This window comes from Enterobacter sp. T1-1, assembly GCF_000710795.1.
Classification (GTDB): Bacteria; Pseudomonadota; Gammaproteobacteria; order Enterobacterales; family Enterobacteriaceae; genus Enterobacter; species Enterobacter cloacae.
In genome coordinates this window covers 75,608-98,895 of record NZ_JALW01000013.1, presented here as the reverse complement: position 1 = coordinate 98,895, position 23,288 = coordinate 75,608, and the positions used below count along the sequence as shown (strand labels likewise).

Sequence of the window (23,288 nt, the reverse complement as noted above, 5' to 3'; positions counted from 1 at the left end):
ATAGGGTGTAAAACTCAAAAGAAACATGACATGCCACCAAAAGCCCGACGTACTCCTTATGCGATCACCACGCATGGCGATACGCGCATTGACAATTATTACTGGCTCCGGGACGATTCGCGTTCCCGGCCAGAGGTGCTCGACTATTTGCACGCGGAAAATGACTATGGCCGCAAGGTCATGGCCAGCCAGCAGGCGCTTCAGGATCAGTTGCTGAATGAAATGGTGCAGCGTATTCCCCAGCGCGATGTCTCCGCACCCTGGACCAAAAACGGCTATCGTTATCGCCATATCTACGAGCCCGGTAACGAATATCCCATCTACCAGCGTCAGTCGGTGTTAAGCGCCGAGTGGGATGAATGGGATATTTTGCTGGATGCCAACCAGCGTGCTGCCCACAGCGAGTTTTATACGCTGGGCGGCATGTCGGTCTCGCCCGATAACGCCATTATGGCGCTGGCGGAAGATTACCTCTCCCGGCGTCAGTACGGCCTGCGTTTTCGCAATCTGGAAACCGGTAACTGGTACCCGGAGATGATTGCGAACGTTTCGCCGGATTTTGTCTGGGCGAATGATTCTGAAACCGTCTATTACGTGAAGAAACATGCCTCCACGCTGCTGCCTTATCAGGTATGGCGTCATACCGTTGGCACCAGTGCGGATGATGACGAGCTGGTCTACGAAGAGAAAGATGAAACGTTCTATGTCAGTCTGCATAAAACGTCGTCACGCCACTATGTGATTATCTTCCTCGCCAGCGCAACCACCTCTGAAGTTCTGCTCCTGGATGCCGAGCTGCCTGATGCGCAGCCGCTCTGCTTCCTGCCGCGTCGTAAAGATCATGAGTACAGCCTGGATCACTTCCAGCACAGCTTTTACCTGCGCTCTAACCGCGAGGGCAAAAACTTTGGCCTCTATAAAACCAAAGTACGCGATGAACGGAAATGGGAAGTGCTCATTCCTGCGCGGGAACAGGTGATGCTCGAAGGATTTACCCTCTTTACCGACTGGCTGGTGGTGGAAGAGCGCCAGCGGGGGCTGACCAGCCTGCGGCAAATTAACCGCAAAACGCGGGAGGTCATCGGGATTGCGTTTGACGATCCGGCCTATGTTACGTGGATTGGGTTTAATCCCGAGCCGGAATCGTCCCGCTTGCGCTATGGCTACTCGTCAATGACCACGCCGGATACGCTGTTTGAGCTGGACATGGAGACCGGACAACGTCAGGTGCTTAAGCAGTCTGAGGTGAAAGGGTTTGATTCCGATAACTACCGAAGCGAACACCTGTGGGTCACCGCCCGGGATGGCGTTGAGGTGCCCGTCTCGCTCGTCTATCACAAGGCGCATTTCCAGAAAGGGAAAAACCCGATCCTGGTCTACGGGTATGGATCCTACGGCTCAAGCATGGATGCTGATTTCAGCAGCAGCAGATTAAGCCTGCTCGATCGTGGCTTTGTTTTCGCCATCGCTCATGTGCGCGGTGGCGGCGAGCTGGGCCAGCACTGGTACGAAGACGGGAAATTCCTGAAGAAGAAAAACACCTTTAACGACTACCTCGACGTCTGCGATGCGCTAATAGAGCAGGGCTATGGCGATCCGCAGCTCTGCTTTGGCATGGGCGGCAGTGCGGGAGGGCTGCTGATGGGAGCGGCCATTAACCAGCGTCCTGACCGCTTCAAAGGGGTCATCGCGCAGGTTCCGTTTGTCGACGTGGTGACCACAATGCTGGATGAGTCTATTCCGCTGACGACCGGTGAGTTTGAAGAATGGGGGAATCCTCAGGACGAGATCTATTACCGCTACATGAAAGAGTACAGCCCGTACGATAACGTGGAAGCCAAAGCCTATCCGCACATGCTGGTGACCACCGGTCTGCACGATTCACAGGTGCAATACTGGGAGCCCGCAAAGTGGGTGGCGAAGCTGCGGGAGCTGAAAACCGATAATAACCTGCTGCTACTCTGTACCGACATGGACTCCGGACACGGCGGGAAATCGGGACGATTCAAATCGTATGAAGGGGTCGCGCTGGAGTATGCCTTTTTGATTGGCCTGGCGCAGGAAACGCTGCCAGGCCGTGCCGGAAGTTAAGCTTCACCCAGATAGTGCTTGAGCGTTAAGCGAAGCTCCGGGCTCATTTTGTCGAGGTTGTTATACAGCCAGCGCAGGTAGCCCGGATCTTTATCGGCGATATCGGACACCGCTTTGCCGCGGTATTTGCCAAAGGTGAAGGTGGTCATAAGCGCCGGTCGCCCGGTGATCGTTGCCATATCATCCGGCGTCCAGCCAGAGGTATTCATAATATCTATGAGTAGCGCCGCGGTAATATAGCAGTCGTACAGGGCGCGGTGATGATGCAGCCCCTCGGGCGTTCTGACGCTGAGCTTACGCGATTTATACAGCGCCATATTGCTGTATTTGATCCCCGGCCACAGACGACGCGCCAGCTTCATGGTGCAAATCCATTCGCCGGGCATCTCGGGCAGTACCCGGCGGTCAAAGCTGGCGTTGTGCGCGACATACCACGGGCTACCGTAATAGTGCGGAATGACCTCTTCAATCCAGGGTTTATCCGCCACCATCGATTCTGTAATGCGATGAATGGCCATCGCCTGCGGGCTAATCGGGCGGTCGGGACGCACCAGATGGCTCATGGGATTGACGATTTTACCGTCAATGACGTCAACAGACGCCACTTCCACTATTCCGCCCTGAAGATCGCAAGTTTCGGTATCGATGACGCGCAGCATTGAATGCTCCTGAGCTAAAACGCTTAGCCTAAAGGAATGATATCGCCTTGCCAACCCTGTCGGCCCAGAGATCCGGTCAATAATAGTTCGCCCTTATCCGCACGGACAATCAGCTGGCCTTTTTCATCCCAAAGCGCGCTACCGCCACGGGCGTTTGCCATTAACACGGCAATGGCATACCTGTGCGCGAAGCGCTGCAACGTGTTGATGGACTGGCGCCAGCGGGCATCGCCCACCGACTGACAGCTGGTAAACAGCGTCGCCTGCGGATCCAGATTGGGGGAATCGGCATGCGTATCAACAATCGTCAGCTGTTTATCACCCGGCACCAGGCTGGCTCCGCTTCCCTGGGGATAGCGCAGGATGCTGTGCCGGGACGGCGAAAACAGGGCGAGGCCCTTTACGCGCTGACCATTCAGATCAAGGGGCAGACCGGCAATGATGGTGATCCGGTAACGCTTTGCGGCGGCCAGCAAGGGGGCCAGCTGTGCGTCATCGGGTGGGGGAGGTAGGTCCGTCTTTCCCGGTCCTGTTAACGAGAGTTCAGGAAAGACCAGGAGATCGCACCGCTGTTGTGCCGCTTCCGCAACGAAACGGAGATGGTGCGCTACGTGGTCATTTACACTGTGATGCTGCCCGGCATACTGGGCGGCGGCAATATTCCATTGTGACATCGTGACTTCCTTATACACAGAGTCGCAGGATTTAAGAATACACCTAAACTATTCAGGGTTTTCTTATCCTGGCATATTCCGCGTAAGGAAGTGTAACGAGTCGTTAAGCTTATTTAACTTTAGGTTCGTACGGCAAACGAGAGAGATTGACCGACGCGAGTCGGTGCGCAATCAAACGTTCGCGGAACCAGTCACGCAGATGGGCGGGTTGTTCACGTTCCACCACCTCAGCCACGATTGGCATGTTGTAACGCTCTTTAAACGCAACACCTGCGGCAGCGAGATCGACATTCACTTTATCCATCTCGTCCTGAGGAAGGGCAGCCAGATTGATCTTCATTACCTTCTCCTTTTTATGCGGCGGCAACGTTACCGCGATTGCACGATGATGACAAGCGGAGGTGGGATGATCCTCGACTCGATTATTATACAGCGTTATTCTTTAGCATACAGGCATAACAAAAAGGAATGATTGCGATGGGTTTATCCGCTTCCCGCGCGGTATGCGCGCTGGCTTTTCTCTTCTCTTCCGTGACAGCGACCCCGGTGCTGGCGCATGCGCACCTCCAGCAACAAATCCCGGCAGCCGATAGCCAGGTAACGGCTCCTCAGGCGCTTACCCTGAATTTTTCCGAAGGCATTGAACCCGGATTCAGCGGTGTCGTGGTGAAGGATGCACAGGGGAACGTGGTTAAAACCGGTGATATACAGCGTGACGAGCAGAATAAGGCCCAGTTCCATGTTCCGCTGGAGCAGACGCTGGTGACCGGCACGTACCAGGTTGACTGGCATGTGGTCTCGGTAGATGGTCACAAAACCAAAGGCAGCTATCGCTTCAGCGTGAAATAATATGCTGGCCTTCATCTACATGGGGTTGCGCTTTATCCATTTCGGCGCGCTGATGCTGATTTTTGGTAATGCGCTGTATAGCGTCTGGTTCGCGCCGTCTTCTTTGTACCGTCTGATGTCCTGTCGTTTTCAGGCGCAGCAACAGATTGCGGCGCTGGTCAGTCTGACGTCAGCCATGCTGATGTTCATGATCCAGGCGGGGCTCATGGGCAACGGCTGGGGAGACGTGTTTAACCCGAACGTCTGGCAGAGCGTGCTGGCAACGCAGTTTGGTAGCGTGTGGCTGTGGCAAATTATCCTGGGTGCAATTGCGGCCTGTGTCGCCTGGCTTGCGCCCCAGAAAGGATCGCGACTCTTGCTGCTCGCCATGGGGCAATTTGTCCTGCTGGCAGGCGTAGGGCATGCGGCAATGAACGACGGTGCAGCGGGGGCGTTGCAGCGTATCAATCACGCTCTACATCTGCTCTGTGCCGCCACCTGGGTTGGCGGCCTCCTGCCGCTGCTGTATTGCATGCATCTGGCGAAAGGGCGCTGGCGGGTTGCGGCAATTTACACCATGATGCGCTTCTCTCGCGTGGGGCATTATGCCGTAGCGGGGGTCGTGCTTACCGGCGCGATCAATGGGCTCTTTATTCTGGGCATTACGCTGCCCTGGCAGACGGGCTACGTGCAACTTTTGTTGTTCAAATGTGCGCTGGTGGCATTGATGGTGGTAATTGCGCTGGTGAATCGGTATTTTCTGGTGCCACGGTTTGGTGCCCACATCGGGCGCGAACAACAGATTTTTATCAGGATGACACAGGCAGAGGTGGTGCTGGGGGCGTTGGTGCTGGCAACGGTCAGCCTGTTCGCGACCTGGGAACCCTTTTGACAAGGTTAAAAAGCATATGAAAAAGACAGTACTTTCTCTCTTATTGTTGGCCTGCACGGGTAGCGCGCTGGCGGCACCGCAGGTTATTACCGTCAGCCGTTTTGAAGTGGGTAAGGATAAATGGGCGTTCAATCGTGAAGAGGTGATGCTGACCTGCCGTCCGGGTCATGCGCTGTATGCCATCAACCCAAGCACGCTGGTGCAATACCCGTTAAACGACGCGGCCGAACAGCAGGTCGCCAGCGGTAAGAGCAGCGGACAGCCCATCAGCGTTATCCAGATTGACGACCCGTCCAGCCCGGGGCAGAAAATGAGCCTGGCGCCGTTTATCGAACGCGCTGACAAGCTCTGCTAGCTTTCGGTTTCCAGTAAAAAAAAACCGCAGTGGCTTGCGAAAGCACTGCGGTTTTTCATATTTATTGATGTTTTGACGCTTTTTTTCCGGCCGCTTTAGCTGTGGACTGGAAAACCTGGCGTCGTCATCTATTCTTAAAAGGCAAGGCGACTTAGCCTGCATTAATGCCAACTTTTAGCGCACGGCTCTCTCCCAAGAGCCATTTCCCTGGACCGAATACAGGAATCGTATTCGGTCTCTTTTTATCTGATTGAAAGTAACGACAAAATCCACTTATCGACTCTCTCAGAAGGGACAGTTCCAGTGAACCGCCTTCAACCATACCACACTACGGCAGGCGGAAGTCCAGCCCTTTTTGACGGTTTTGTTAAATTTTTGTATGTGGTTGGCAAAAGCAAGACGCAGGGTTAAAAGCGGGCGTTAATGGCCGTTTTAATTTCATCAAGCAGCTCAAAGCGGCGGCGATATTCTGCCCGTTTCTTACTGGCAATCTCGTCCAGGGATTTGCGCGCCATCTCAAGTGGCAACTGCCAGCAGAAGGTCGAGCGTTTCTTACCGTCCAGGGTTTCCCAAAACTCATCGTAGCTGGCGTGGAAATGACGGCCTTTGCTCAGGCGATAACGCAACGCGCGGAAAACATGGCCCTCATCACTGACGGCATAGATGGCGCGGATGTTTGACTGTGCGACCAGCTGGAAAATCACTTCCATCAGTACGCGTTTTGGGAACAGACCGTGGCAGGCGCGGGTAGCCTGTTTGATCACATCGCGCGTGACGCCACGGCGAGGCCCCTGAAGACCGCCGATCACCAGTACCCGTTGTCCCGCGCTGTGCGCAACAGTGAAGGTCAGGCTTGCGAGCAAGGTATTCTCGTCATCGCGCAGCCACAGTGTGCTTTCACCTTCGCGCTCGGCTTTGTGAGCGGAGGAGGCGTTGACGGTATAGAGCACCTCATTTTTAGCCCTGAACTGCACGACAGGTTGCTCCTGAGAGCTGGTCAGCGCATGGGCGAGTAGGGGGTCTTTCAGACCATCAATCCAGTGGTAGTGGCTGACGACCGCGTCAGCACGGTCGCCGGCATTCAGGCCGCGCATCAAGTACTGGCGGTGGGTTTTACTGGGTAACGTGATTTGCGCGGCCAGCAGTCGATCAAAGTCATCCCGGCCAGAGAGTGCCTCAAGCATGCGTCGGGTAGAAGACCAGAACAGAAGCGAGCGTAACAGGAATTTCAGCCGATACTCACGCTTTTTCCAGATGGGGCCCGGAACGCATCTTCCGTTGACCAGGTCGGAAATAATATGTGTACGATGCGGATAGAGCACATCGTTATGCAGGTGAGTATTGGACACGTTGAAACCTCTCTTTTATTTAGCGCTTATTTTAAAGGCCCGATAAAAAGGGATTAATAGCGCGGGAAGGTTTATTTCCGTTTGGTTTAGCGTTTGTTTGGCTTTGTGATGCCCGGCGCTGATATTTGCATTTTCTGATGCGGCTATACTTATTCAGGGAGGCCTTATGTATCAGCGAATCGATGGTGGAAAGTGGCGTCACGTCTGGGTTGTGAGCGATATACACGGTTGCTATCAGTGGCTGTTGGACGAACTGAAACGCCGCCGTTTTAATCCTTATGAGGATTTGCTGATCTCCGTTGGGGATTTGATTGATCGTGGCCCTGACAGCGTTAAGTGCCTGCAACTGATCAATGAAAAATGGTTTCGCGCAGTCCGGGGGAACCATGAGCAAATGGCAATCGACAGCGTGGAAAATAACGACTTTGCGCTCTGGTTGATGAATGGTGGAAGCTGGTTTTCGCAGCTTGGTGATTCGCAACAGCAGCAGGCGCTGACCCTGTTAGAAGCGTGCCGACAGTTGCCGCTGATTATTGAGATAACCTGCACAAACGGCCTGAATGTTATTGCTCATGCTGACTATCCGGCAGCGGAATATCGCTGGCAGCAGCCGGTGAGCGCTGAGCGGGTGCTGTGGGATCGGGATCGGCTAATGGGGTTTATGGCAGGAAAAGGGCAGGGAATTCGCGGAGCGGATCACTTCTGGTTTGGTCATACGCCGCTGGATAAGCGATATGATTTTGACAACCTGCACTACATTGATACCGGCGCGGTGTTTGACGGCTATTTCACGCTGGCGCAGCTGCAGTAATAAATAACCCGCCTTCGGGCGGGTTCTCTCTGGTCAGGCAAGACGCATGACCCAGGCATCGGTTTTACTATCGTAATGCTCGCGGTAAAGGACGGAATGTTCGCCATCAAGGATTGCCGGAACGCTGGTGTCGGCATCCCAGGCATCCAGTTGCATACACAAATCCGGGTCGGATTTGCAGGGAATACTTAACGTTCGTTCGCCCTGGGTTTCGCCGCGCAATTCTGCGTCGTCGATTTCAAAAGCGCCAATTCGCACGCTGGTTTTCGTCATAATGCTCTCCGGGTGTGTTGTCAAAATCTGGTATGACCAGTACAGCCATCCATTTTTGATCGTAGACAAGGAGAGCAAAATCGCCAGTAAAAAAGTGCGTTTTTTTTAGTCGGCGCGATCGTTACCGGTAAACAGGCGACCATCGCGCACCAGTTCGCGTGGATAGCTGTTTTTCAGACGCGAACCCACTTTCTTTGCCAGTCCCAGCGGGTATCCCTGGTACGTCACCACAACGTCATCCTGAGAAGGGGCCGTTTCCGGATACACATCGCGCCCCCGGTACCACTCTTCAGCTTCCTGATGCGTCAACGCGAAGGTGTTAGCCGTGCCGGCAAGGGCAATGACCGCCTCGTGCTGCCAGCGATAGCCCTTGTTATGCACTTCCGCCAGGCGGATCCCGATTCGGGAAAAACGAACTTTGCCGATAAGTGGTTCGATGTTCGCCGGGAAAAGCCAAATCTCTTTATCACGCTGCCAGAGGTGGAGATCGTCGTTCCAGTTCAGTCCGGCTTTGCGGGCTGCGGTGGTGACCTGCTCTGCTTCACGGCTCTTCAACGGTGTGAAGGGGAAATTACCGACCTTAAATGTTGGCGCGGGCAGTGGTGCGATGGCGGCAGTTTTACGCAGACGGGCGACAAAAAATCCTTCGCAGTCATAAATCTGCGGGAATACGTGGAGGAAACCTTCCGGGGTGATGGCGTCTTCAGCAGAGGCAAATAAGTCATTCAGTGGCAGAAACTCAACCGCATCGGGGTATTGCGCTTTCAGCCACAGGCAGACCTCTTCGTTTTCATCACGGTTTAACGTGCAGGTGGAATAAACCAGCGTACCGCCTGGACGAAGGGCATGAAACGCGCTGTCGATCAGTTCGCGCTGCGTTGAGGCAATGTCGAGGTTGCTTTCAACTGACCAGTTTTTTAGCGCATCGGGATCTTTGCGTACCACGCCTTCACCGGAGCAGGGAGCGTCCAGCAGGATGGCGTCAAACGCTTCCGGCAGGGCGGCGCCAAATACGCGTCCGTCGAAATGCGTCAGGGCAACATTCTGAATGCCGCAGCGGCTGATGTTGGCATGCAGCACCTTCACGCGGCTGGCTGAAAACTCATTGGCGAGAATGGCCCCGCGGTTAGCCATGCGGGCGGCAATCTGCGTGGTTTTTGAACCGGGGGCGGCAGCCACATCCATGACCCGTTCAGGCGCGTTGCCATCGGCAAACAGCGCAGCAACCGGCAGCATTGAGCTGGCTTCCTGAATATAAAACAGACCGCTCAAATGCTCGGCGGTACTGCCCAGCGGCAGTGACGCCTCGTCCTCCCGGTCGATCCAGAAACCCTCTTCACACCACGGAACGGGCGTGAGCTGCCAGTGGTAAGGTGATACCAGCGCAAGGAAATCCGCGACGCTGATTTTCAGCGTGTTGACGCGAATACTCCGGCGTAACGGTCGCTGACAGGCGGCGATAAAATCGTCTAACGAGAGGTGAGAAGGAAGCGCCTCGCGCATCTGCGCCAGGAATTGTTCAGGAAGATATACGGAATTTTGAGCCACGGGCACACCACAGGGAAAAGTTCAGGTGCGCAGTGTAACATAAAGGCTCCGGCGCGTTGACACCGGAGCCCTGAGATTAACGCGGCAGGGCGGTTCCCCACTCACGCCACTCTTTAGGTTCGCTTTCGAGCAGCAGGAAGTGTTTGCCCGGCTGTGCTTTCGGCGCCAGCGGTGTACCCGGCGGCGTGGCGAAAGCAATACCGCCGCGAATAAACTGGTTGAACGTACCGGTTTTCACCACGCCGCCCGTCAGGCCGAAGTCCAGCGAATAGCCGGAGGCCAGCCAGAACACCGAGTTATTCCGCACCAGATGCTGGTAACGATCGCTGATGCGTAACGCCACCATCACGCGGTCGGAGAGCGTCCCGAGCGTCAGGCCGGTCACCGTTCCCACTTCAATACCGCGGAACAGGACTGGCGTGCCGATGCTAAGTGAGCCGGCTTCCGGTACCTCCACCACAATGCTCAGACCATCAAGATAGCGCGAGTCGGTGATGGTGGCTTCCTGCAGCTCAAAATCACGACGCGCGTTGCCACGGCCAGGCTCGACGTTGATATACGGCTGCAGGATGGTGTCGAGATGCTCGACGCCCGCGGCCGAGATCTGCGGCGTCACCACGGAGAAACGCGTGCCTGAACGGGCGAACGTCTGCACATATTCCGGATAAAGCACCGCGGTGGCCTGCACTTCATTGCGGGCGGTGATCAGCGTCAGCTTCTGGATCTGTCCGATATCAATGCCCAGGTAGCGGATAGGCATTCCTTCCGCCAGCTTCCCGGCATCGAAGGCGTGCAGGGTAATCTGCCCGCCAACCGCACGTGCAGCGGTTTCAGACGGGAAGAGGATACGCTTGTCACCCTTGCGCATATTGCCGCCCGCGCCGGGCAGATTATCGAAGCTGATCGCCCCGCGCAGCGCGCGAGAGAGCGGGGAGGCCTGCACGGTCAGCCCGCTACCGTTGAGCTGAACTTTTGCGCCACCTTCTGCCCAGAAGACGCTGTTCGGGGTAAGCAGTTTGCGATACTCCGGCTTGATGTGCAGTTCAATATCAAAGGCGTCTGCACGAGGGCGAACGGTGATGACCTCCCCAACTTCAAACTTGCGATACAGCACGACTGAGCCTGCCTGAACGTCCGGCAGCGTTTCCGCACTCAGCGTCAGCGTGGTGGTCGGCAGATCGCTCATGCTGTTTTCAATCGCTTTATCCAGATTGGCATACAGCGGATAGCTGTCGCGAACGGGACCTTTGCTGCCCGGCAGAATGCGGATCCCACCGTTCACCCACTCGCTCGCACTGGCTCCGAGGAATTCAACGCCGTCCAGCCCGACCTTCACGTCTACGCGGCTGTTAACCACGAATTTGCTGTCGCCATGCACCAGATTGCTGTATTGCGGATCGATTGCAGCGGAGAAGCTCACACCGTTTTCCGACAACGACCGCTCCAGCACCTGACCTACCTGTACACCGTGTAAGATCAGCGGCTGACCGGCTTCGATACCGTAACTTTCCGGCGCGTTCAACGTTATTGTCACCACGCCGGGTTTTTGCAGCAGGGCTTTATCCGCCGGGGCAACCACAAAGGTGTTGCTGGGCTGGCCTTCGCCGGGGATCAACTCGAAGGTACTACCTGTCAGGAGGCTGCTGATGCTGGCATCACTCAGGGACAGTTTCGGGCTGCGCATTTCGATACGCGTTTTCTCGCGCAGAAGATCTACCACGCTTGGGTCAACCGTCATCTCCCCGGTTACGGAACCGCCCGGATTGAGCGTCATTTTGGTGAGCTGACCGACCTCCAGCCCCTGATACATCAGTGGCGTAGAACCGGCTTTTAACCCTTTGGCATCGGGCAGGGTAAGTTTGACGATCACGCCACGCTGGCTGTGCGCCAGGTCGGCATACAGGCCGAACGTGTCATCTGCGGCGGCAGGGCTGGAATTTTCCGGGGAGTCAAAGGCAATGGCACCATTGACCAGCGCGGCCAGACTTTCAAGCTTCACTTTCGCACCGCTGAGACTTAGGTCAGCATCCACGCCGGAAACGTTCCAGAAACGGCTGCCTTTTTTCACCAGATTGGTAAAGCGGCGCTCGATTAACACATCGATAGTCACCCCCTGCTTGTTGGGGTTGATGGCGTAATCGTACACCCGGCCCACCGGGATTTTACGGAAGTACACCAGCGAGCCGCTGTTGAGTGACCCTAAGTCCGGCGCCTGCAGGTGGATCATCAGATCCCCGTTATTGAGACGATATTTGGGCTGCGTATCAAGCGCCACAAAGTGATCCTGTGGCTCACCTTTACCCGGCATCATACCGATATAGTTCCCGCCAACCAGCGCATCCAGACCGGACACCCCGGCCAGAGAGGCCTTTGGCGTGACCAGCCAGAACTGTGTTTCGCTGCGCAGCGCATCCTGCATATCGGATTTGATGCTGGCCCGCACCTGAATCTTATTCAGCCCTTTTCCAAGGGAGATATCCTGGACGGTACCGACTTCCACCCCCTGGAAACGCACCGGGGTACGTCCGGCCACAATGCCGTCGGCAGACTGGAAATCAATGGTGATGGTACTTCCGCGATCTTCATAGCTCGTCCAGATAAGCCAGCCTGCAATCATCAGGGCGATGACAGGCAGCAACCAGAATGGCGAAATGCGGCGTTTTGTTTTAATTCTCGCTTCAGTCGGCGAAGCGGGGGTTTCCTGACTCATGTGCATCCCAAAGTAAGCGGCTATCCAGCCATTCCACAGCAAGAATAGTCAATATCACCGCAGAGCCGAAATAAAAAGCTGCGGGTCCCATTGTAAAAGCAAGTAGCTGGTCGCGGTTAATCAGCGACATCATCAACGAAATCACGAACAGATCCAACATCGACCAGCGGCCAATCCAGGTAACGAAGCGCAGGAGCAGGATACGGGTACGTAAGCCTTGCTCACATTTAAAGTGAATGCTGATGAGCAGGGTAAACATCACCACCACTTTGGTAAACGGCACCAGAATACTGGCGATAAACACAATTGCCGCCACGCCAATATTACTGTGCGCAAGAGAGATAATGCCCGAGAGGATGGTATCCTCCTGCCGCCCGCCATTCACGTAAATAATGGATATCGGCAACATGTTGGCAGGAAGCAGGAATATCAACGAGGCAATGAGGGCGGCCCAGCATTTTTGCAGGCTATTGTTGCGCCGCAGTCGCAAGGGAATATGGCAGCGTGGGCAGCGGCCGCGCGCATCGGGCAGCCCGGTGTAGTGGCAGCCCAGACAGACCCGGAGATTCTCGTCCGGGCGCGTGGCGGGGCGCTGCGGGTAAAATCGCTCCCAGAGCTGCTCAACGTTAAGATGGATCAGCGTCAGGATACTGAGCAATACCAGACAGATAAAAGCAAAGAGGCCGACGCCCGGTTGCAGAAACGCGTAGTCCTGCACTTTTATGGAGGCCACGCCAACGCCCACCAGATAGATATCCAGCATCACCCACTCTTTGAGTTTTTCGAGCATCAGCAACACCGGGCGCAGGTTCATGCCGAGGATATTACCGAACCAGAGATACGCAATGGCGGCGACCAGCACCAGCGGTGCACCAACGGTGCAGAAAAGCACCATGGCTGCGGTCACCGGATCGCCCTGGCGCGTCATCTGCCAGATCCCCTGCAGCACGTTGGCATCAATGCGCACGCCGAGCAGGTAGAGCTTCAGCAGCGGCTCGCTCCAGGCAAAGGGCATCAACAGCAGCATGGTGACCGCCATGGCGGCGAGACGGGTTAATGACCAGTCGCGGCCGTCACGAATTTTGGCGTTGCAGCGGGGACAAAAGGCGCTTTGGTGCGATTTCATCTTCGGCAACATAAAAAGCGTATCGCACTGGGGGCAACGCTGATAATGTGCACGAGGCAAAGCTGCGCTTACCGTATGGACAGTTATCTTTTTTGTCGGCGTGATTTTGGTTGTTTTTAAGGCCATCAGTTGCGCACAAATAGGTATTGTTGAAAGTTATAATAACTCATGAATGGATTCATCTTGAGCATGAGCGCATTTAATGCTTATTTTAATAGGCTATGCGGTAATTTTGTAAGACAACTAAGTGATTGAAGAATGAACAAAACAGAATTCTACGCGGATCTGAACCGCGATTTTAAGGCATTGATGGCGGGTGAGACCAGCTTCTTAGCCACTCTGGCAAATACTAGCGCATTGCTGTTTGAACGTCTCTCTGACGTGAACTGGGCCGGTTTTTATCTTCTGGAAGGTGAAACGCTGGTGCTGGGGCCGTTTCAGGGCAAACTGGCCTGCGTGCGCATTCCGGTCGGCCGGGGAGTCTGCGGCACGGCAGTCGCCGAGAATCAGGTACAGCGTGTGGAAGATGTGCATGCGTTTGACGGGCACATTGCCTGTGATGCCGCCAGTAATTCTGAAATCGTGCTGCCGCTGGTGGTAAAAAATCAGATTATTGGCGTTCTGGACATCGACAGTACGGTCTTCAGTCGCTTTACAATCGAGGACGAACAGGGGCTGCGCGAGCTGGTGGCGAACCTGGAAAACGTTCTTGCAGCAACCGATTATCAAAAATTCTTTGCGAGCGTCGCAGGATAATCAACGGATAACGTAGCATTTACTGATAGCGTCATTATAATGACGCCTGTTCATGCCTGCGCTTGTTGGCAACGTCCGTTGTAATCAGGAAATTTCATGGAAAATCAACCTAAGTTGAATAGCAGTAAAGAAGTTATCGCATTTCTGGCCGAGCGTTTCCCACAGTGCTTCAGCGCTGAAGGCGAAGCTCGTCCCCTGAAAGTCGGTATTTTTCAGGATCTGGTAGCACGCGTTGAGGGGGAAATGAACCTCAGCAAAACTCAGCTGCGTTCCGCCTTACGTCTTTATACTTCGAGCTGGCGTTACCTGTACGGTATCAAACCGGGTGCGACTCGCGTGGATCTTGACGGCAACCCCTGTGGTGAGCTGGACGAGCAGCACGTCGAGCATGCGCGTAAGCAGCTTGAAGAAGCCAAAGCACGCGTTCAGGCACAACGTGCAGAACAGCAGGCGAAAAAACGTGAAGCCGCTGCGGCAAACGGCCAGGAAGAAGCGCCTCGCCGTGAGCGTAAACCGCGTCCTGCACCGCGTCGCAACGAAAATAACGATCGCAAACCGCGTGCTGACAAACCAGCAGCTAAAGCCCCGCGCGCGCCTCGTGAAGAGCAGCGCCACACTCCGGTTTCAGACATCAACGCCCTGAGCGTCGGTCAGGCACTGAAGGTAAAAGCGGGTAACAATGCAATGGACGCCACCGTTATGGAAATCACCAAAGATGGCGTTCGTGTACAGCTGACTTCTGGTATGTCAATGATTGTACGCGCAGAACACTTGTTGTTCTGAAACGGAGGCCAAGCCTGGCATGAACACTTTTTTTAAGCTCACCGCGCTGGCCGGCCTGTTTGCCATAACAGGCCATGCTTTCGCAGTGGACGATATTACGCGTGTTGATCAAATTCCGGTTCTCAAGGAAGAGACGCAGCACGCGACGGTGAGCGAGCGTGTGACGTCACGCTTCACCCGTTCGCACTATCGTCAGTTCGATCTCGATCAGGCCTTTTCGGCCAAAATCTTCGACCGCTATCTGAACTTGCTGGATTACAGCCATAACGTACTGCTCGCCAGCGATGTCGAGCAGTTCGCCAAACGTAAATCCGACGTCGGTGATGAGCTGCGTTCCGGCAAGCTGGATCTGTTCTACGATCTATATAACCTGGCACAAAAGCGCCGCTTTGAACGTTATCAATATGCGCTGAAAGTGCTGGAACGTCCGATGGACTTCACCGGCAACGACACCTTTAATCTGGACCGCAGCAAAGCGCCCTGGCCGAAAGACGAAGCCGAGTTGAACGCCCTGTGGGACAGCAAAGTGAAGTACGACGAACTGAGTCTCAAGCTCACTGGCAAAGATGAGAAAGAGATCCGTGACACGCTGACGCGTCGTTACAAGTTTGCCATTCGTCGTCTGGCACAAACCAACAGCGAAGATGTTTTCTCGCTGGCAATGACTGCCTTTGCCCACGAAATCGACCCGCATACGAACTATCTCTCCCCGCGTAACACCGAACAGTTCAATACCGAAATGAGCTTGTCTCTGGAAGGTATCGGCGCGGTGCTGCAGATGGACGACGATTACACGGTGATCAACTCCATGGTGGCGGGTGGCCCGGCATCAAAAAGCAAAGCGATAAGCGTAGGCGATCGCATTGTCGGTGTAGGCCAAACTGGGCAGAACATGGTTGATGTCATCGGCTGGCGTCTGGACGATGTGGTTGCGCTGATCAAAGGTCCGAAAGGCAGCAAAGTTCGTCTTGAAATTCTGCCTGCCGGGAAAGGCACCAAAACCCGTATCGTAACCCTGACCCGCGAGCGTATTCGTCTTGAAGACCGCGCGGTGAAAATGTCGGTGAAAACCGTCGGTAAAGAGAAGGTGGGGGTACTTGATATCCCTGGCTTCTACGTAGGGCTGACCGATGACGTAAAAGTGCAGCTGCAGAAGCTTGAGAAGCAGAACGTCAGCAGCGTGATCATCGATCTGCGCAGCAACGGCGGTGGGGCGCTGACAGAAGCTGTCTCTCTGTCAGGCCTGTTTATCCCGTCTGGCCCGGTCGTGCAGGTGCGCGATAACAACGGTAAAGTGCGTGAAGATGCCGACAATGATGGCGTGGTTTACTACAAAGGCCCGCTGGTGGTGCTGGTCGATCGCTTCAGTGCGTCAGCGTCAGAAATCTTTGCCGCTGCAATGCAGGACTATGGTCGCGCGCTGATCGTGGGTGAGCCGACGTTCGGTAAAGGTACCGTCCAGCAGTATCGTTCCCTGAATCGTATTTACGATCAGATGCTGCGTCCGGAATGGCCTGCGCTGGGATCTGTTCAGTACACCATTCAGAAATTCTATCGTGTGAACGGCGGCAGTACGCAGCGTAAGGGCGTGACGCCAGACATCATGATGCCGACAGGCACGGAAGAGACGGAAACCGGTGAGAAGTTTGAAGATAACGCGTTGCCGTGGGATAGCATCAATGCCGCGACCTACGTGAAAGCCGGTGATATGACCCAGTTTGGTCCGGAGCTACTGAAAGATCACAACGAACGCATCGCGAAAGATCCTGAATTCCAGTACATCATGAAGGACATTGCCCGCTTTAATGCCCTGAAAGAAAAACGGAATATTGTTTCTCTGAACTACGCTCAGCGTGAGAAAGAGAACAATGAGGACGACGCAACGCGTCTGGCGCGTATCAACGATCGCTTCAAACGTGAAGGTAAACCGTTGCTCAAGAAACTGGACGATCTGCCAAAAGATTACCAGGAGCCGGATCCGTACCTGGACGAGACGGTACATATCGCTCTTGACCTGGCGAAACTCGAAAAAGCCAGGCCCGCCGAGCAACCCGCTCCGGCAAAATAATCCCCAACAGGCACAAGAAATTGTGCCTGTTTCTTTTTGTTCTGCATCCTTCCGTCAGGCAGATTTCCAATTGTGTAAAGTTGTGTCTTTCTGGTGACTTACGCCCTTCGGATGCTTGAAAATAGCCACAATACCCATACGATGTGGGTAATCGCATAGTGCGTTTTGTTAAACTGAGGTTAAAAGAAAATTATGATGCGAATCGCGCTCTTCCTGCTCACCAACCTGGCGGTAATGGTGGTATTCGGGCTGGTGCTAAGCCTGACAGGAATTCAGTCGAGTAGCGTTCAGGGTCTGTTGATTATGGCGCTGCTGTTTGGTTTTGGTGGCTCTTTTATTTCACTTCTGATGTCGAAATGGATGGCGCTGAAATCGGTAGGTGGTGAGGTCATTGAACAGCCGCGCAACGATATGGAGCAGTGGCTGATGAATACGGTGGCGCAGCAAGCTAAGCAGGCGGGGATCGCCATGCCACAGGTTGCCATTTACCATGCGCCGGACATCAATGCCTTTGCTACGGGTGCCCGTCGCGATGCGTCGCTGGTTGCCGTAAGTACCGGGCTGCTGCAGAACATGAGCCGTGACGAAGCCGAAGCGGTTATCGCGCACGAAATCAGCCACATCGCGAACGGTGACATGGTAACCATGACGCTGATTCAGGGCGTGGTGAACACCTTCGTGATCTTTATTTCCCGTATTCTGGCGCAGATCGCCGCTGGCTTTATGGGTGGAAACCGCGATGAAGGTGAAGAGAGCAACGGTAACCCGCTGATCTACTTCGCGGTATCGATGGTTCTGGAACTGGTGTTCGGCATTCTGGCCAGCATCATCACCATGTGGTTCTCCCGTCACCGCGAATTCCATGCGGATGCCGGCTCTGCGAAACTGGTTGGTCGTGAGAAGATGATTGCTGCCCTGCAGCGTCTGAAAACCAGCTACGAGCCGCAGGAAGCTAACAGCATGATGGCATTCTGCATCAACGGTAAATCAAAATCGTTGAGCGAGCTGTTTATGTCTCACCCGCCACTGGATAAACGTATTGAAGCGCTGCGCAGCGGGGAATACCTGAAGTAACGCTGAAGATGCAGTTTGAGCCGGGCGGAGGTAACTCCGCCCGGCTTTTTTATGCCTGTACGCTGGGCTGCGTGACGCGCAGGCCGCTGACGATCGCGGCAAGGGTGGCAAGTGCACCTGCGGTGAGGAGCGCAAGGTGATTACCATTCTGCCCGGCGAGGTTGAACATCAGGGCGACCAGTGCCGCACCGGTGCTTTGCCCCAGCAGGCGCGCGGTACCCAACATGCCACTGGCTCCTCCACTGCGATGGCGCGGTGCGGAGGTGATAATGGTGTGGTTGTTCGGCGACTGGAACAGGCCAAAACCGGCACCGCAGAGGATCATGCGCCAGATAATATCCAGATCCGTAGGTTGCGAGGGAAGCAGCGCCAGCGCAAACAGACCCGCCGCCATGACCGCCAGCCCCAGCGCGCCCAGTAATCCGGCATGCACGCGCTCTATGAGATAACCTGCCAGCGGTGCCATCACCATCGTTGCCAGCGGCCATGGGGTCAGCAGCAGTCCGGTCTCTACTTCCGAACGTCCTATTACGCTCTGCAGGAAAAAGGGCAGAGAGACGAGGGCGAGCATCTGGGCGCAGAACGAACAGATGGAGGTGCATATTGAGAGCGAAAAAAGCGGAATACGCAGCAGATCCACCGGCAGTAACGGCACAGGCAAAGCGAGCTGACGGCGAACAAAGAAGTAGCCAATGATCAGCAGAGCAGCAACCTCTGCGACGGTCAGCAGGAGTGATTGACCCTGCGCAAAGCCGCTCAGGGCCGTAATCAGCAGGCCAAAGGTCAGCGCATTCATCACCGCACTGGCGATATCAAAACGAGGCATGGTGCTTTTGGGGCCGTTCCCCGGCAGATAGCGCAGGGCAAAGAAAATGGCCACCATACCCAGCGGCACATTGATGGCGAACAACCATTGCCATGAGGCGACAGACAGTATAGCCGCCGCAATGGTGGGCCCGGCGGCCGAGGATACCGCCACAATAAAGGAGTTTATTCCCATTCCGCGCCCCAAATGGCGCTGAGGATAAATTAAGCGAATCAACGCGGTATTAACGCTCATCAACGCCGCGCCGCCAAAACCCTGCGCAATGCGGGCCAGCGTCAACATATGTAGCGAATCAGAGAGGGCGCAGAACAGTGAGGTTAAGGTAAACACAGCCAGACCGCACTGATACACCCGTCGGTAGCCGAACATATCGCCCAGAAACGAGAACGAGAGCAGTGAGATCACGATCGCTATCTGATAAGCGTTAACTATCCAGATTGAGCTGGCGGGTGAGGCATGCAGATCGCTGGCAATGGTGGGCAGGGCAACATTGGCAATCGCGCCGTCGAGCACGGCCATTGAAATACCGATGATAATCGTAGCGATAGCGCCATACCGCTGGGGTAAAGGCAGGCCATCGGACAGTTTTTTTTCCATGTGGGATGAATAGCTCAGTGTGAAATTATTCTCAGGATAACTATTTTAGCACTGTTACAACCGCTTTATGTCGCAGATTTGTAACGAAGTAAACGGGGATTGATTGCAGCAGGCATGACGGGAATTTATAATAAAAACCGGTTCTGATTTTTATAAAACACTCTCTATGAGGTGATGAATGGCAATTGCAGATTTGGATAAACAACCCGATTCTGTTTCTTCCGTGCTGAAGGTGTTTGGCATCCTGCAGGCGCTCGGAGAAGAGCGTGAAATTGGTATTACAGAATTGTCGCAGCGTGTGATGATGTCGAAAAGCACCGTTTATCGCTTTTTGCAAACCATGAAGTCACTGGGGTATGTCGCGCAGGAAGGCGAGTCTGAAAAATATTCTCTGACGCTGAAACTGTTCGAATTAGGTGCCCGTGCGCTGCAAAACGTTGACCTGGTGCGTAGTGCAGATATCCAGATGCGTGAGCTCTCTCGTCTGACCAAAGAAACCATTCACCTGGGTGCTCTGGATGAAGACAGCATTGTTTACATCCATAAAATTGACTCAATGTATAACCTGCGCATGTACTCTCGCATTGGGCGTCGCAATCCGTTATACAGCACGGCTATCGGCAAAGTTCTGCTGGCCTGGCGCGACCGTGAAGAAGTGAAGCAGATTCTGGATGGGGTGGAGTACAAACGCAGTACCCAGCGTACCATCACCAGCACGGACGAACTGCTGACGGTGCTTGATAAGGTACGTGAGCAGGGCTATGGCGAAGATAACGAAGAGCAGGAAGAAGGGCTGCGCTGCATTGGTGTGCCGGTATTTGACCGCTTTGGTGTGGTGATTGCGGGCTTGAGTATCTCCTTCCCGACGCTGCGCTTCTCAGAAGAGCGTCTGCATGAGTATGTTGCTATTCTTCATACCGCCGCGCGTAAGATTTCTGAGCAGATGGGCTATAACGCGTATCCGTTTTAACCCCTCTCAGCATAAAAAAACGCCGCAGACATTGCGGCGTTTTTTATCGGTCGTAAAAAAGGGTAATTAACCGTTATCAATGACGACAGAAGTTTTACGCAGAACCGGGCAGTTGGTTAACCCGATGATCCCGCTATCAGAATGCAGGTACTGGGCGGTGCTCATTCCCTGGGCGGTCAGGTATTTACACTGGATACCTAATCCAGCTGCGTTTTCGGTGCTCCCCACAAGCACGCCATATCCGGTTAATAAAAGGCCAATCCATACTACGGCCAGTGCAATAATTGTTCGAATGATTAAATGCATCATTGCCTCTTTATCTTTGTTGTCATGCCTCAAGACTAAACGGTTTACTCTATGAAACAAGTGCATGATTCTGAAAAGGGCTTACAGGCGTTACAGTTAGTCCTTGTTTAAGATAACCGTGATAACCTGTATGCAACAGGTGTTAAGACGGAGTGTGGAGTGAAAAAAATACGCTGGGTAATTCTGGTTATCGTGCTGATTGCATGCGTGGTGTTGTGGACGCAGACGATCAATGTGATGTGCGATCAGGATGTACAGTTTTTTAGCGGCGTTTGCGCAATCAATAAGTTTATTCCGTGGTAACAGGCATTTTTTCTTAAGGTGATTTCCTTCCTTCGCGCCAGTGGTAAAATGCGTGTTTTTATTGAGGTGGTGAAATGGGTGAGTTACTGAATTCAGGGCTACTGAATATGGCATCCCTGATGGTTTCTGTCGTTGTTTTGCTGGTGGGACTTGTCATCTGGTTTTTCGTAAACCGTGCGAGCTCCCGGACGAACGAGCAGATCGAACTGCTGGAAGCGCTGCTCGATCAGCAAAAGCGTCAGAATGCGCTGTTACGCCGTCTGTGTGAGGCTAACGAACCGGAAGAGAAAGAAACGGCGAAAGAGGCTGCTGAAGAGAACGACGACAAAGACGAATTTATCCGTCTGGTGGCAGAGCGTTAATCTTTCTGGCCTGGGAGGTGGTTGTGGTCTGGAAAAATCCCTGGTATGACGCCTCCCTGAAGCATCACACGCCGAACGGTTTTCAGAATACCTGTCCCGTTGGGCATCAGCCCGGCGACCTTGAGCGCTGGCGTAAAGCGCGTAAAGAAGCCGGTTTGCCCAAACCTCCTGCGCTCGGTTATGACGACTTTATCCGCCAGTGGTGGCAGCCCGTGTCGCTTAATCAACCTCATGAAGATGGGGTATGGTGGCTGGGGCATGCGAGTATGCTGCTGCAAATGGACGGCAATACTCTTCTCACCGACCCGGTGTTTTCCCGACGCGCCTCTCCCGTACCGTTCCTGGGGCCCCTGCGCAGAACGCCTCCCGCTCTCTCTGTGGAACAACTCACGCAGCTTGATGCAGTGGTTATCTCTCACAATCATTACGATCACCTTGATGACGCGACCATTCGCCGTATCCTGAAGCGCTTTCCCGATGTCAGTTTCTTCGTGCCGTTAGGACTTGCACAGTGGTTTCGCCGCCGGGGAGCAAGGCGCATCGTTGAGCTCGACTGGTGGCAGAGTATCACCTGGCAGGGGATAACCCTGACCGCCGTTCCGGCACAGCACTGGAGCATGCGAACATTCTGGAACCGCAATCGCTCTCTGTGGTGTGGCTGGGTCTTTGAGGGGCGACACCGCCGTTTCTGGTTTAGCGGCGATACGGGCTACTCTCCGGAGCTGCTTTTGATCCCGGAACGATTGGGCAAAATCGACGCCGCCGCGTTGCCCATTGGCGCCTATGCACCAAGATGGTTCATGGCGGTACACCATATGGATCCGCAATCTGCCGTCGCACTGTGGCAGCAGCTGGGGAGTCCCTTAGCCTTTCCCATTCACTGGGGGGTGTTTGAACTGGCGGATGAATCACTGGATGAACCTGTCAGAGAGTTAACTGACGCGCTTGTTAATTTAGCACCGGTTAATAATTCCTTCAGGATACTGAAAATTGGTGAATATTTATCCTTGTAAGCGAAGCGATGATTTGTTGCATATATTCTGCTATTAAAGCCACTATCTAATGTTTTATTTTTATCGAAACGTTTTGCTTGCCTTCTTTTGAGGCAGAGTCATAAAAATTTCATTATTTTGGTGCATAACGTTTTTATTATCTGGTGATTTTTAACACAGTTTGGCCGGGCTTATTAGCTGTGTATTTTCTTTGTAACAATACAGTTGCGTTACAATGATTTGAGCATAACTTTTCACAAAATGTTCTAAATCAATCACTGTTTCCGGCTTTCTTTCGTAGGTTGCTGGACGCATTGTAATGATTGAGCTATGTTAAAAAAGTCTTTGATTACAGCGGGTGTGAAAGCAACGTTGAGTCTGTATAAGGACGAGGACTGGTTTGTATGCGGTAAGCATAAATGTGCAAATCCTTACAGGCTGTGTTCGAATTTGTGCGGCGGATCGAGACATGTTTAAAAATGGCTTGCCATATTAAACATAGTGTGTGATAACACGTTTTGGGTCAAACGAGGTACAGTTCTGTTTATGTGTGGCATTTTCAGTAAAGAAGTCCTGAGTAAACACGTTGTCGTTGAATACCGCTTCTCTGCCGAACCTTATATTAGTGCCTCAAGCAGTAATGTCTCAGTTTTATCTCAGTCAATGCCTGCGGGCTAAGAAAACACTCTAAGGAATTTTGCAAATGGCAAAGATTAAAGGTCAAGTTAAGTGGTTCAACGAGTCTAAAGGTTTTGGTTTCATTACTCCTGCTGACGGCAGCAAAGATGTGTTCGTACACTTCTCTGCAATCCAGGGTAACGGCTTCAAAACTCTGGCTGAAGGCCAGAACGTTGAGTTCGAAATTCAGGACGGCCAGAAAGGCCCAGCTGCAGTTAACGTAACTGCTATCTGATCGAACCGCTGCTGACTGAAGC

General features: G+C 53.8%; 24 protein-coding genes and 1 pseudogene. 15 read left to right on the top strand and 10 right to left on the bottom strand.

Features of this window, described 5'->3' with window-relative positions; genetic code table 11:
• Positions 1-30: 30 nt before the first annotated feature.
• Positions 31-2,091 (top strand): oligopeptidase B, encoded by a 2,061-nt coding sequence (gene ptrB, locus AK59_RS0106285; protein ID WP_020690816.1) that lies wholly within the window; start codon positions 31-33, stop codon positions 2,089-2,091.
• Here ptrB and exoX read toward each other — a convergent pair.
• From exoX to AK59_RS0106270, 3 genes are all read right to left on the bottom strand, one after another.
• On the bottom strand, positions 2,088-2,750 hold the full coding sequence (gene exoX, locus AK59_RS0106280; RefSeq protein WP_020690817.1) for an exodeoxyribonuclease X: 663 nt from the start codon (positions 2,748-2,750) through the stop codon (positions 2,088-2,090). The genes ptrB and exoX overlap by 4 nt on opposite strands.
• A gap of 23 nt (positions 2,751-2,773) precedes the next feature.
• Positions 2,774-3,424: a carbon-nitrogen hydrolase family protein gene (locus tag AK59_RS0106275; RefSeq protein ID WP_029882308.1), complete on the bottom strand. Its 651-nt coding sequence runs from the start codon at positions 3,422-3,424 to the stop codon at positions 2,774-2,776.
• Positions 3,425-3,533: 109 nt separating this feature from the next.
• On the bottom strand, positions 3,534-3,764 hold the full coding sequence (locus AK59_RS0106270; protein WP_013096102.1) for a DNA polymerase III subunit theta: 231 nt from the start codon (positions 3,762-3,764) through the stop codon (positions 3,534-3,536).
• Positions 3,765-3,901: 137 nt separating this feature from the next.
• Between AK59_RS0106270 and yobA the strand changes: the two genes are divergently transcribed.
• From yobA to AK59_RS0106255, 3 genes are read left to right on the top strand one after another with little or no spacing between them, the layout of a single operon-like run.
• Positions 3,902-4,273 (top strand): CopC domain-containing protein YobA, encoded by a 372-nt coding sequence (gene yobA / locus AK59_RS0106265; RefSeq protein WP_029882307.1) that lies wholly within the window; start codon positions 3,902-3,904, stop codon positions 4,271-4,273.
• Between the two features lies 1 nt (position 4,274).
• Positions 4,275-5,144 (top strand): copper homeostasis membrane protein CopD, encoded by an 870-nt coding sequence (gene copD, locus AK59_RS0106260; RefSeq protein ID WP_029882306.1) that lies wholly within the window; start codon positions 4,275-4,277, stop codon positions 5,142-5,144.
• 16 nt (positions 5,145-5,160) lie between these two features.
• Positions 5,161-5,499, top strand: coding sequence for a YebY family protein (locus AK59_RS0106255; protein WP_013096105.1), 339 nt, complete (start codon positions 5,161-5,163; stop codon positions 5,497-5,499).
• Between the two features lie 407 nt (positions 5,500-5,906).
• Here AK59_RS0106255 and AK59_RS0106250 read toward each other — a convergent pair whose 3' ends face one another.
• The gene (locus AK59_RS0106250; protein ID WP_029882305.1) at positions 5,907-6,848 is read right to left on the bottom strand and encodes a VirK/YbjX family protein; all 942 of its coding nucleotides are present in this window, start codon (positions 6,846-6,848) and stop codon (positions 5,907-5,909) included.
• Between the two features lie 166 nt (positions 6,849-7,014).
• Here AK59_RS0106250 and pphA point away from each other — a divergent pair, with 166 nt between their 5' ends.
• Complete coding sequence (gene pphA / locus AK59_RS0106245; protein ID WP_023620457.1) at positions 7,015-7,659, top strand: protein-serine/threonine phosphatase; 645 nt, start codon at positions 7,015-7,017, stop codon at positions 7,657-7,659.
• Positions 7,660-7,692: 33 nt separating this feature from the next.
• Here the strand turns inward: pphA and AK59_RS0106240 are convergent, their stop codons facing one another.
• From AK59_RS0106240 to yebS, 4 genes are all read right to left on the bottom strand, one after another.
• On the bottom strand, positions 7,693-7,932 hold the full coding sequence (locus tag AK59_RS0106240) for a YebV family protein (protein WP_013096113.1): 240 nt from the start codon (positions 7,930-7,932) through the stop codon (positions 7,693-7,695).
• A 105-nt stretch (positions 7,933-8,037) separates the two neighbouring features.
• Positions 8,038-9,480 carry a 16S rRNA (cytosine(1407)-C(5))-methyltransferase RsmF gene (gene rsmF, locus AK59_RS0106230; RefSeq protein WP_029882304.1) on the bottom strand — a complete coding sequence of 481 codons (1,443 nt, stop codon included), beginning with the start codon at positions 9,478-9,480 and terminating at the stop codon, positions 8,038-8,040.
• Between the two features lie 76 nt (positions 9,481-9,556).
• Positions 9,557-12,190, bottom strand: a complete 2,634-nt coding sequence (locus AK59_RS0106225) for a PqiB family protein (RefSeq protein ID WP_029882303.1) — start codon at positions 12,188-12,190, stop codon at positions 9,557-9,559.
• Positions 12,159-13,442, bottom strand: a complete 1,284-nt coding sequence (yebS, locus tag AK59_RS0106220; RefSeq protein WP_029882302.1) for a membrane integrity lipid transport subunit YebS — start codon at positions 13,440-13,442, stop codon at positions 12,159-12,161. Before yebS ends, AK59_RS0106225 begins: the two co-directional genes overlap by 32 nt.
• A 132-nt stretch (positions 13,443-13,574) precedes the next feature.
• Here yebS and AK59_RS0106215 point away from each other — a divergent pair, with 132 nt between their 5' ends.
• The 4 genes from AK59_RS0106215 to htpX all read left to right on the top strand — a co-directional run bounded on the left by AK59_RS0106215 (position 13,575) and on the right by htpX (position 17,997).
• Entirely contained in the window at positions 13,575-14,072 is a 498-nt protein-coding gene (locus tag AK59_RS0106215; protein WP_013096117.1) for a GAF domain-containing protein, read from the top strand.
• A 96-nt stretch (positions 14,073-14,168) separates the two neighbouring features.
• Positions 14,169-14,855, top strand: a complete 687-nt coding sequence (proQ, locus tag AK59_RS0106210) for an RNA chaperone ProQ (RefSeq protein ID WP_023620460.1) — start codon at positions 14,169-14,171, stop codon at positions 14,853-14,855.
• Between the two features lie 19 nt (positions 14,856-14,874).
• Complete coding sequence (gene prc, locus AK59_RS0106205; protein WP_013096119.1) at positions 14,875-16,923, top strand: carboxy terminal-processing peptidase; 2,049 nt, start codon at positions 14,875-14,877, stop codon at positions 16,921-16,923.
• A 192-nt stretch (positions 16,924-17,115) separates the two neighbouring features.
• On the top strand, positions 17,116-17,997 hold the full coding sequence (gene htpX, locus AK59_RS0106200) for a protease HtpX (protein ID WP_013096120.1): 882 nt from the start codon (positions 17,116-17,118) through the stop codon (positions 17,995-17,997).
• A gap of 49 nt (positions 17,998-18,046) precedes the next feature.
• On the opposite strand, the gene AK59_RS0106195 is transcribed toward htpX, so the two are convergent.
• Positions 18,047-19,420 carry an MFS transporter gene (locus tag AK59_RS0106195; protein WP_013096121.1) on the bottom strand — a complete coding sequence of 458 codons (1,374 nt, stop codon included), beginning with the start codon at positions 19,418-19,420 and terminating at the stop codon, positions 18,047-18,049.
• 178 nt (positions 19,421-19,598) lie between these two features.
• Between AK59_RS0106195 and kdgR the strand changes: the two genes are divergently transcribed.
• Positions 19,599-20,390 (top strand): DNA-binding transcriptional regulator KdgR, encoded by a 792-nt coding sequence (gene kdgR / locus AK59_RS0106190; RefSeq protein ID WP_013096122.1) that lies wholly within the window; start codon positions 19,599-19,601, stop codon positions 20,388-20,390.
• 66 nt (positions 20,391-20,456) lie between these two features.
• Here kdgR and AK59_RS0106185 read toward each other — a convergent pair whose 3' ends face one another.
• On the bottom strand, positions 20,457-20,696 hold the full coding sequence (locus AK59_RS0106185; protein ID WP_013096123.1) for a YobH family protein: 240 nt from the start codon (positions 20,694-20,696) through the stop codon (positions 20,457-20,459).
• A 159-nt stretch (positions 20,697-20,855) separates the two neighbouring features.
• Here AK59_RS0106185 and mgrB point away from each other — a divergent pair, with 159 nt between their 5' ends.
• The 5 genes and pseudogenes from mgrB to cspE all read left to right on the top strand — a co-directional run bounded on the left by mgrB (position 20,856) and on the right by cspE (position 23,266).
• On the top strand, positions 20,856-20,999 hold the full coding sequence (gene mgrB, locus AK59_RS0106180; protein WP_013096124.1) for a PhoP/PhoQ regulator MgrB: 144 nt from the start codon (positions 20,856-20,858) through the stop codon (positions 20,997-20,999).
• Between the two features lie 74 nt (positions 21,000-21,073).
• Entirely contained in the window at positions 21,074-21,361 is a 288-nt protein-coding gene (locus AK59_RS0106175; RefSeq protein ID WP_020690832.1) for a YebO family protein, read from the top strand.
• Between the two features lie 23 nt (positions 21,362-21,384).
• Entirely contained in the window at positions 21,385-22,374 is a 990-nt protein-coding gene (locus tag AK59_RS0106170; protein WP_013096126.1) for an MBL fold metallo-hydrolase, read from the top strand.
• A 525-nt stretch (positions 22,375-22,899) separates the two neighbouring features.
• Positions 22,900-23,044 (top strand): annotated as a pseudogene (locus AK59_RS01000000123610) (DUF2627 domain-containing protein).
• A 12-nt stretch (positions 23,045-23,056) separates the two neighbouring features.
• Entirely contained in the window at positions 23,057-23,266 is a 210-nt protein-coding gene (gene cspE / locus AK59_RS0106165) for a transcription antiterminator/RNA stability regulator CspE (protein ID WP_001062678.1), read from the top strand.
• The last annotated feature ends 22 nt before the right edge of the window (positions 23,267-23,288 follow it).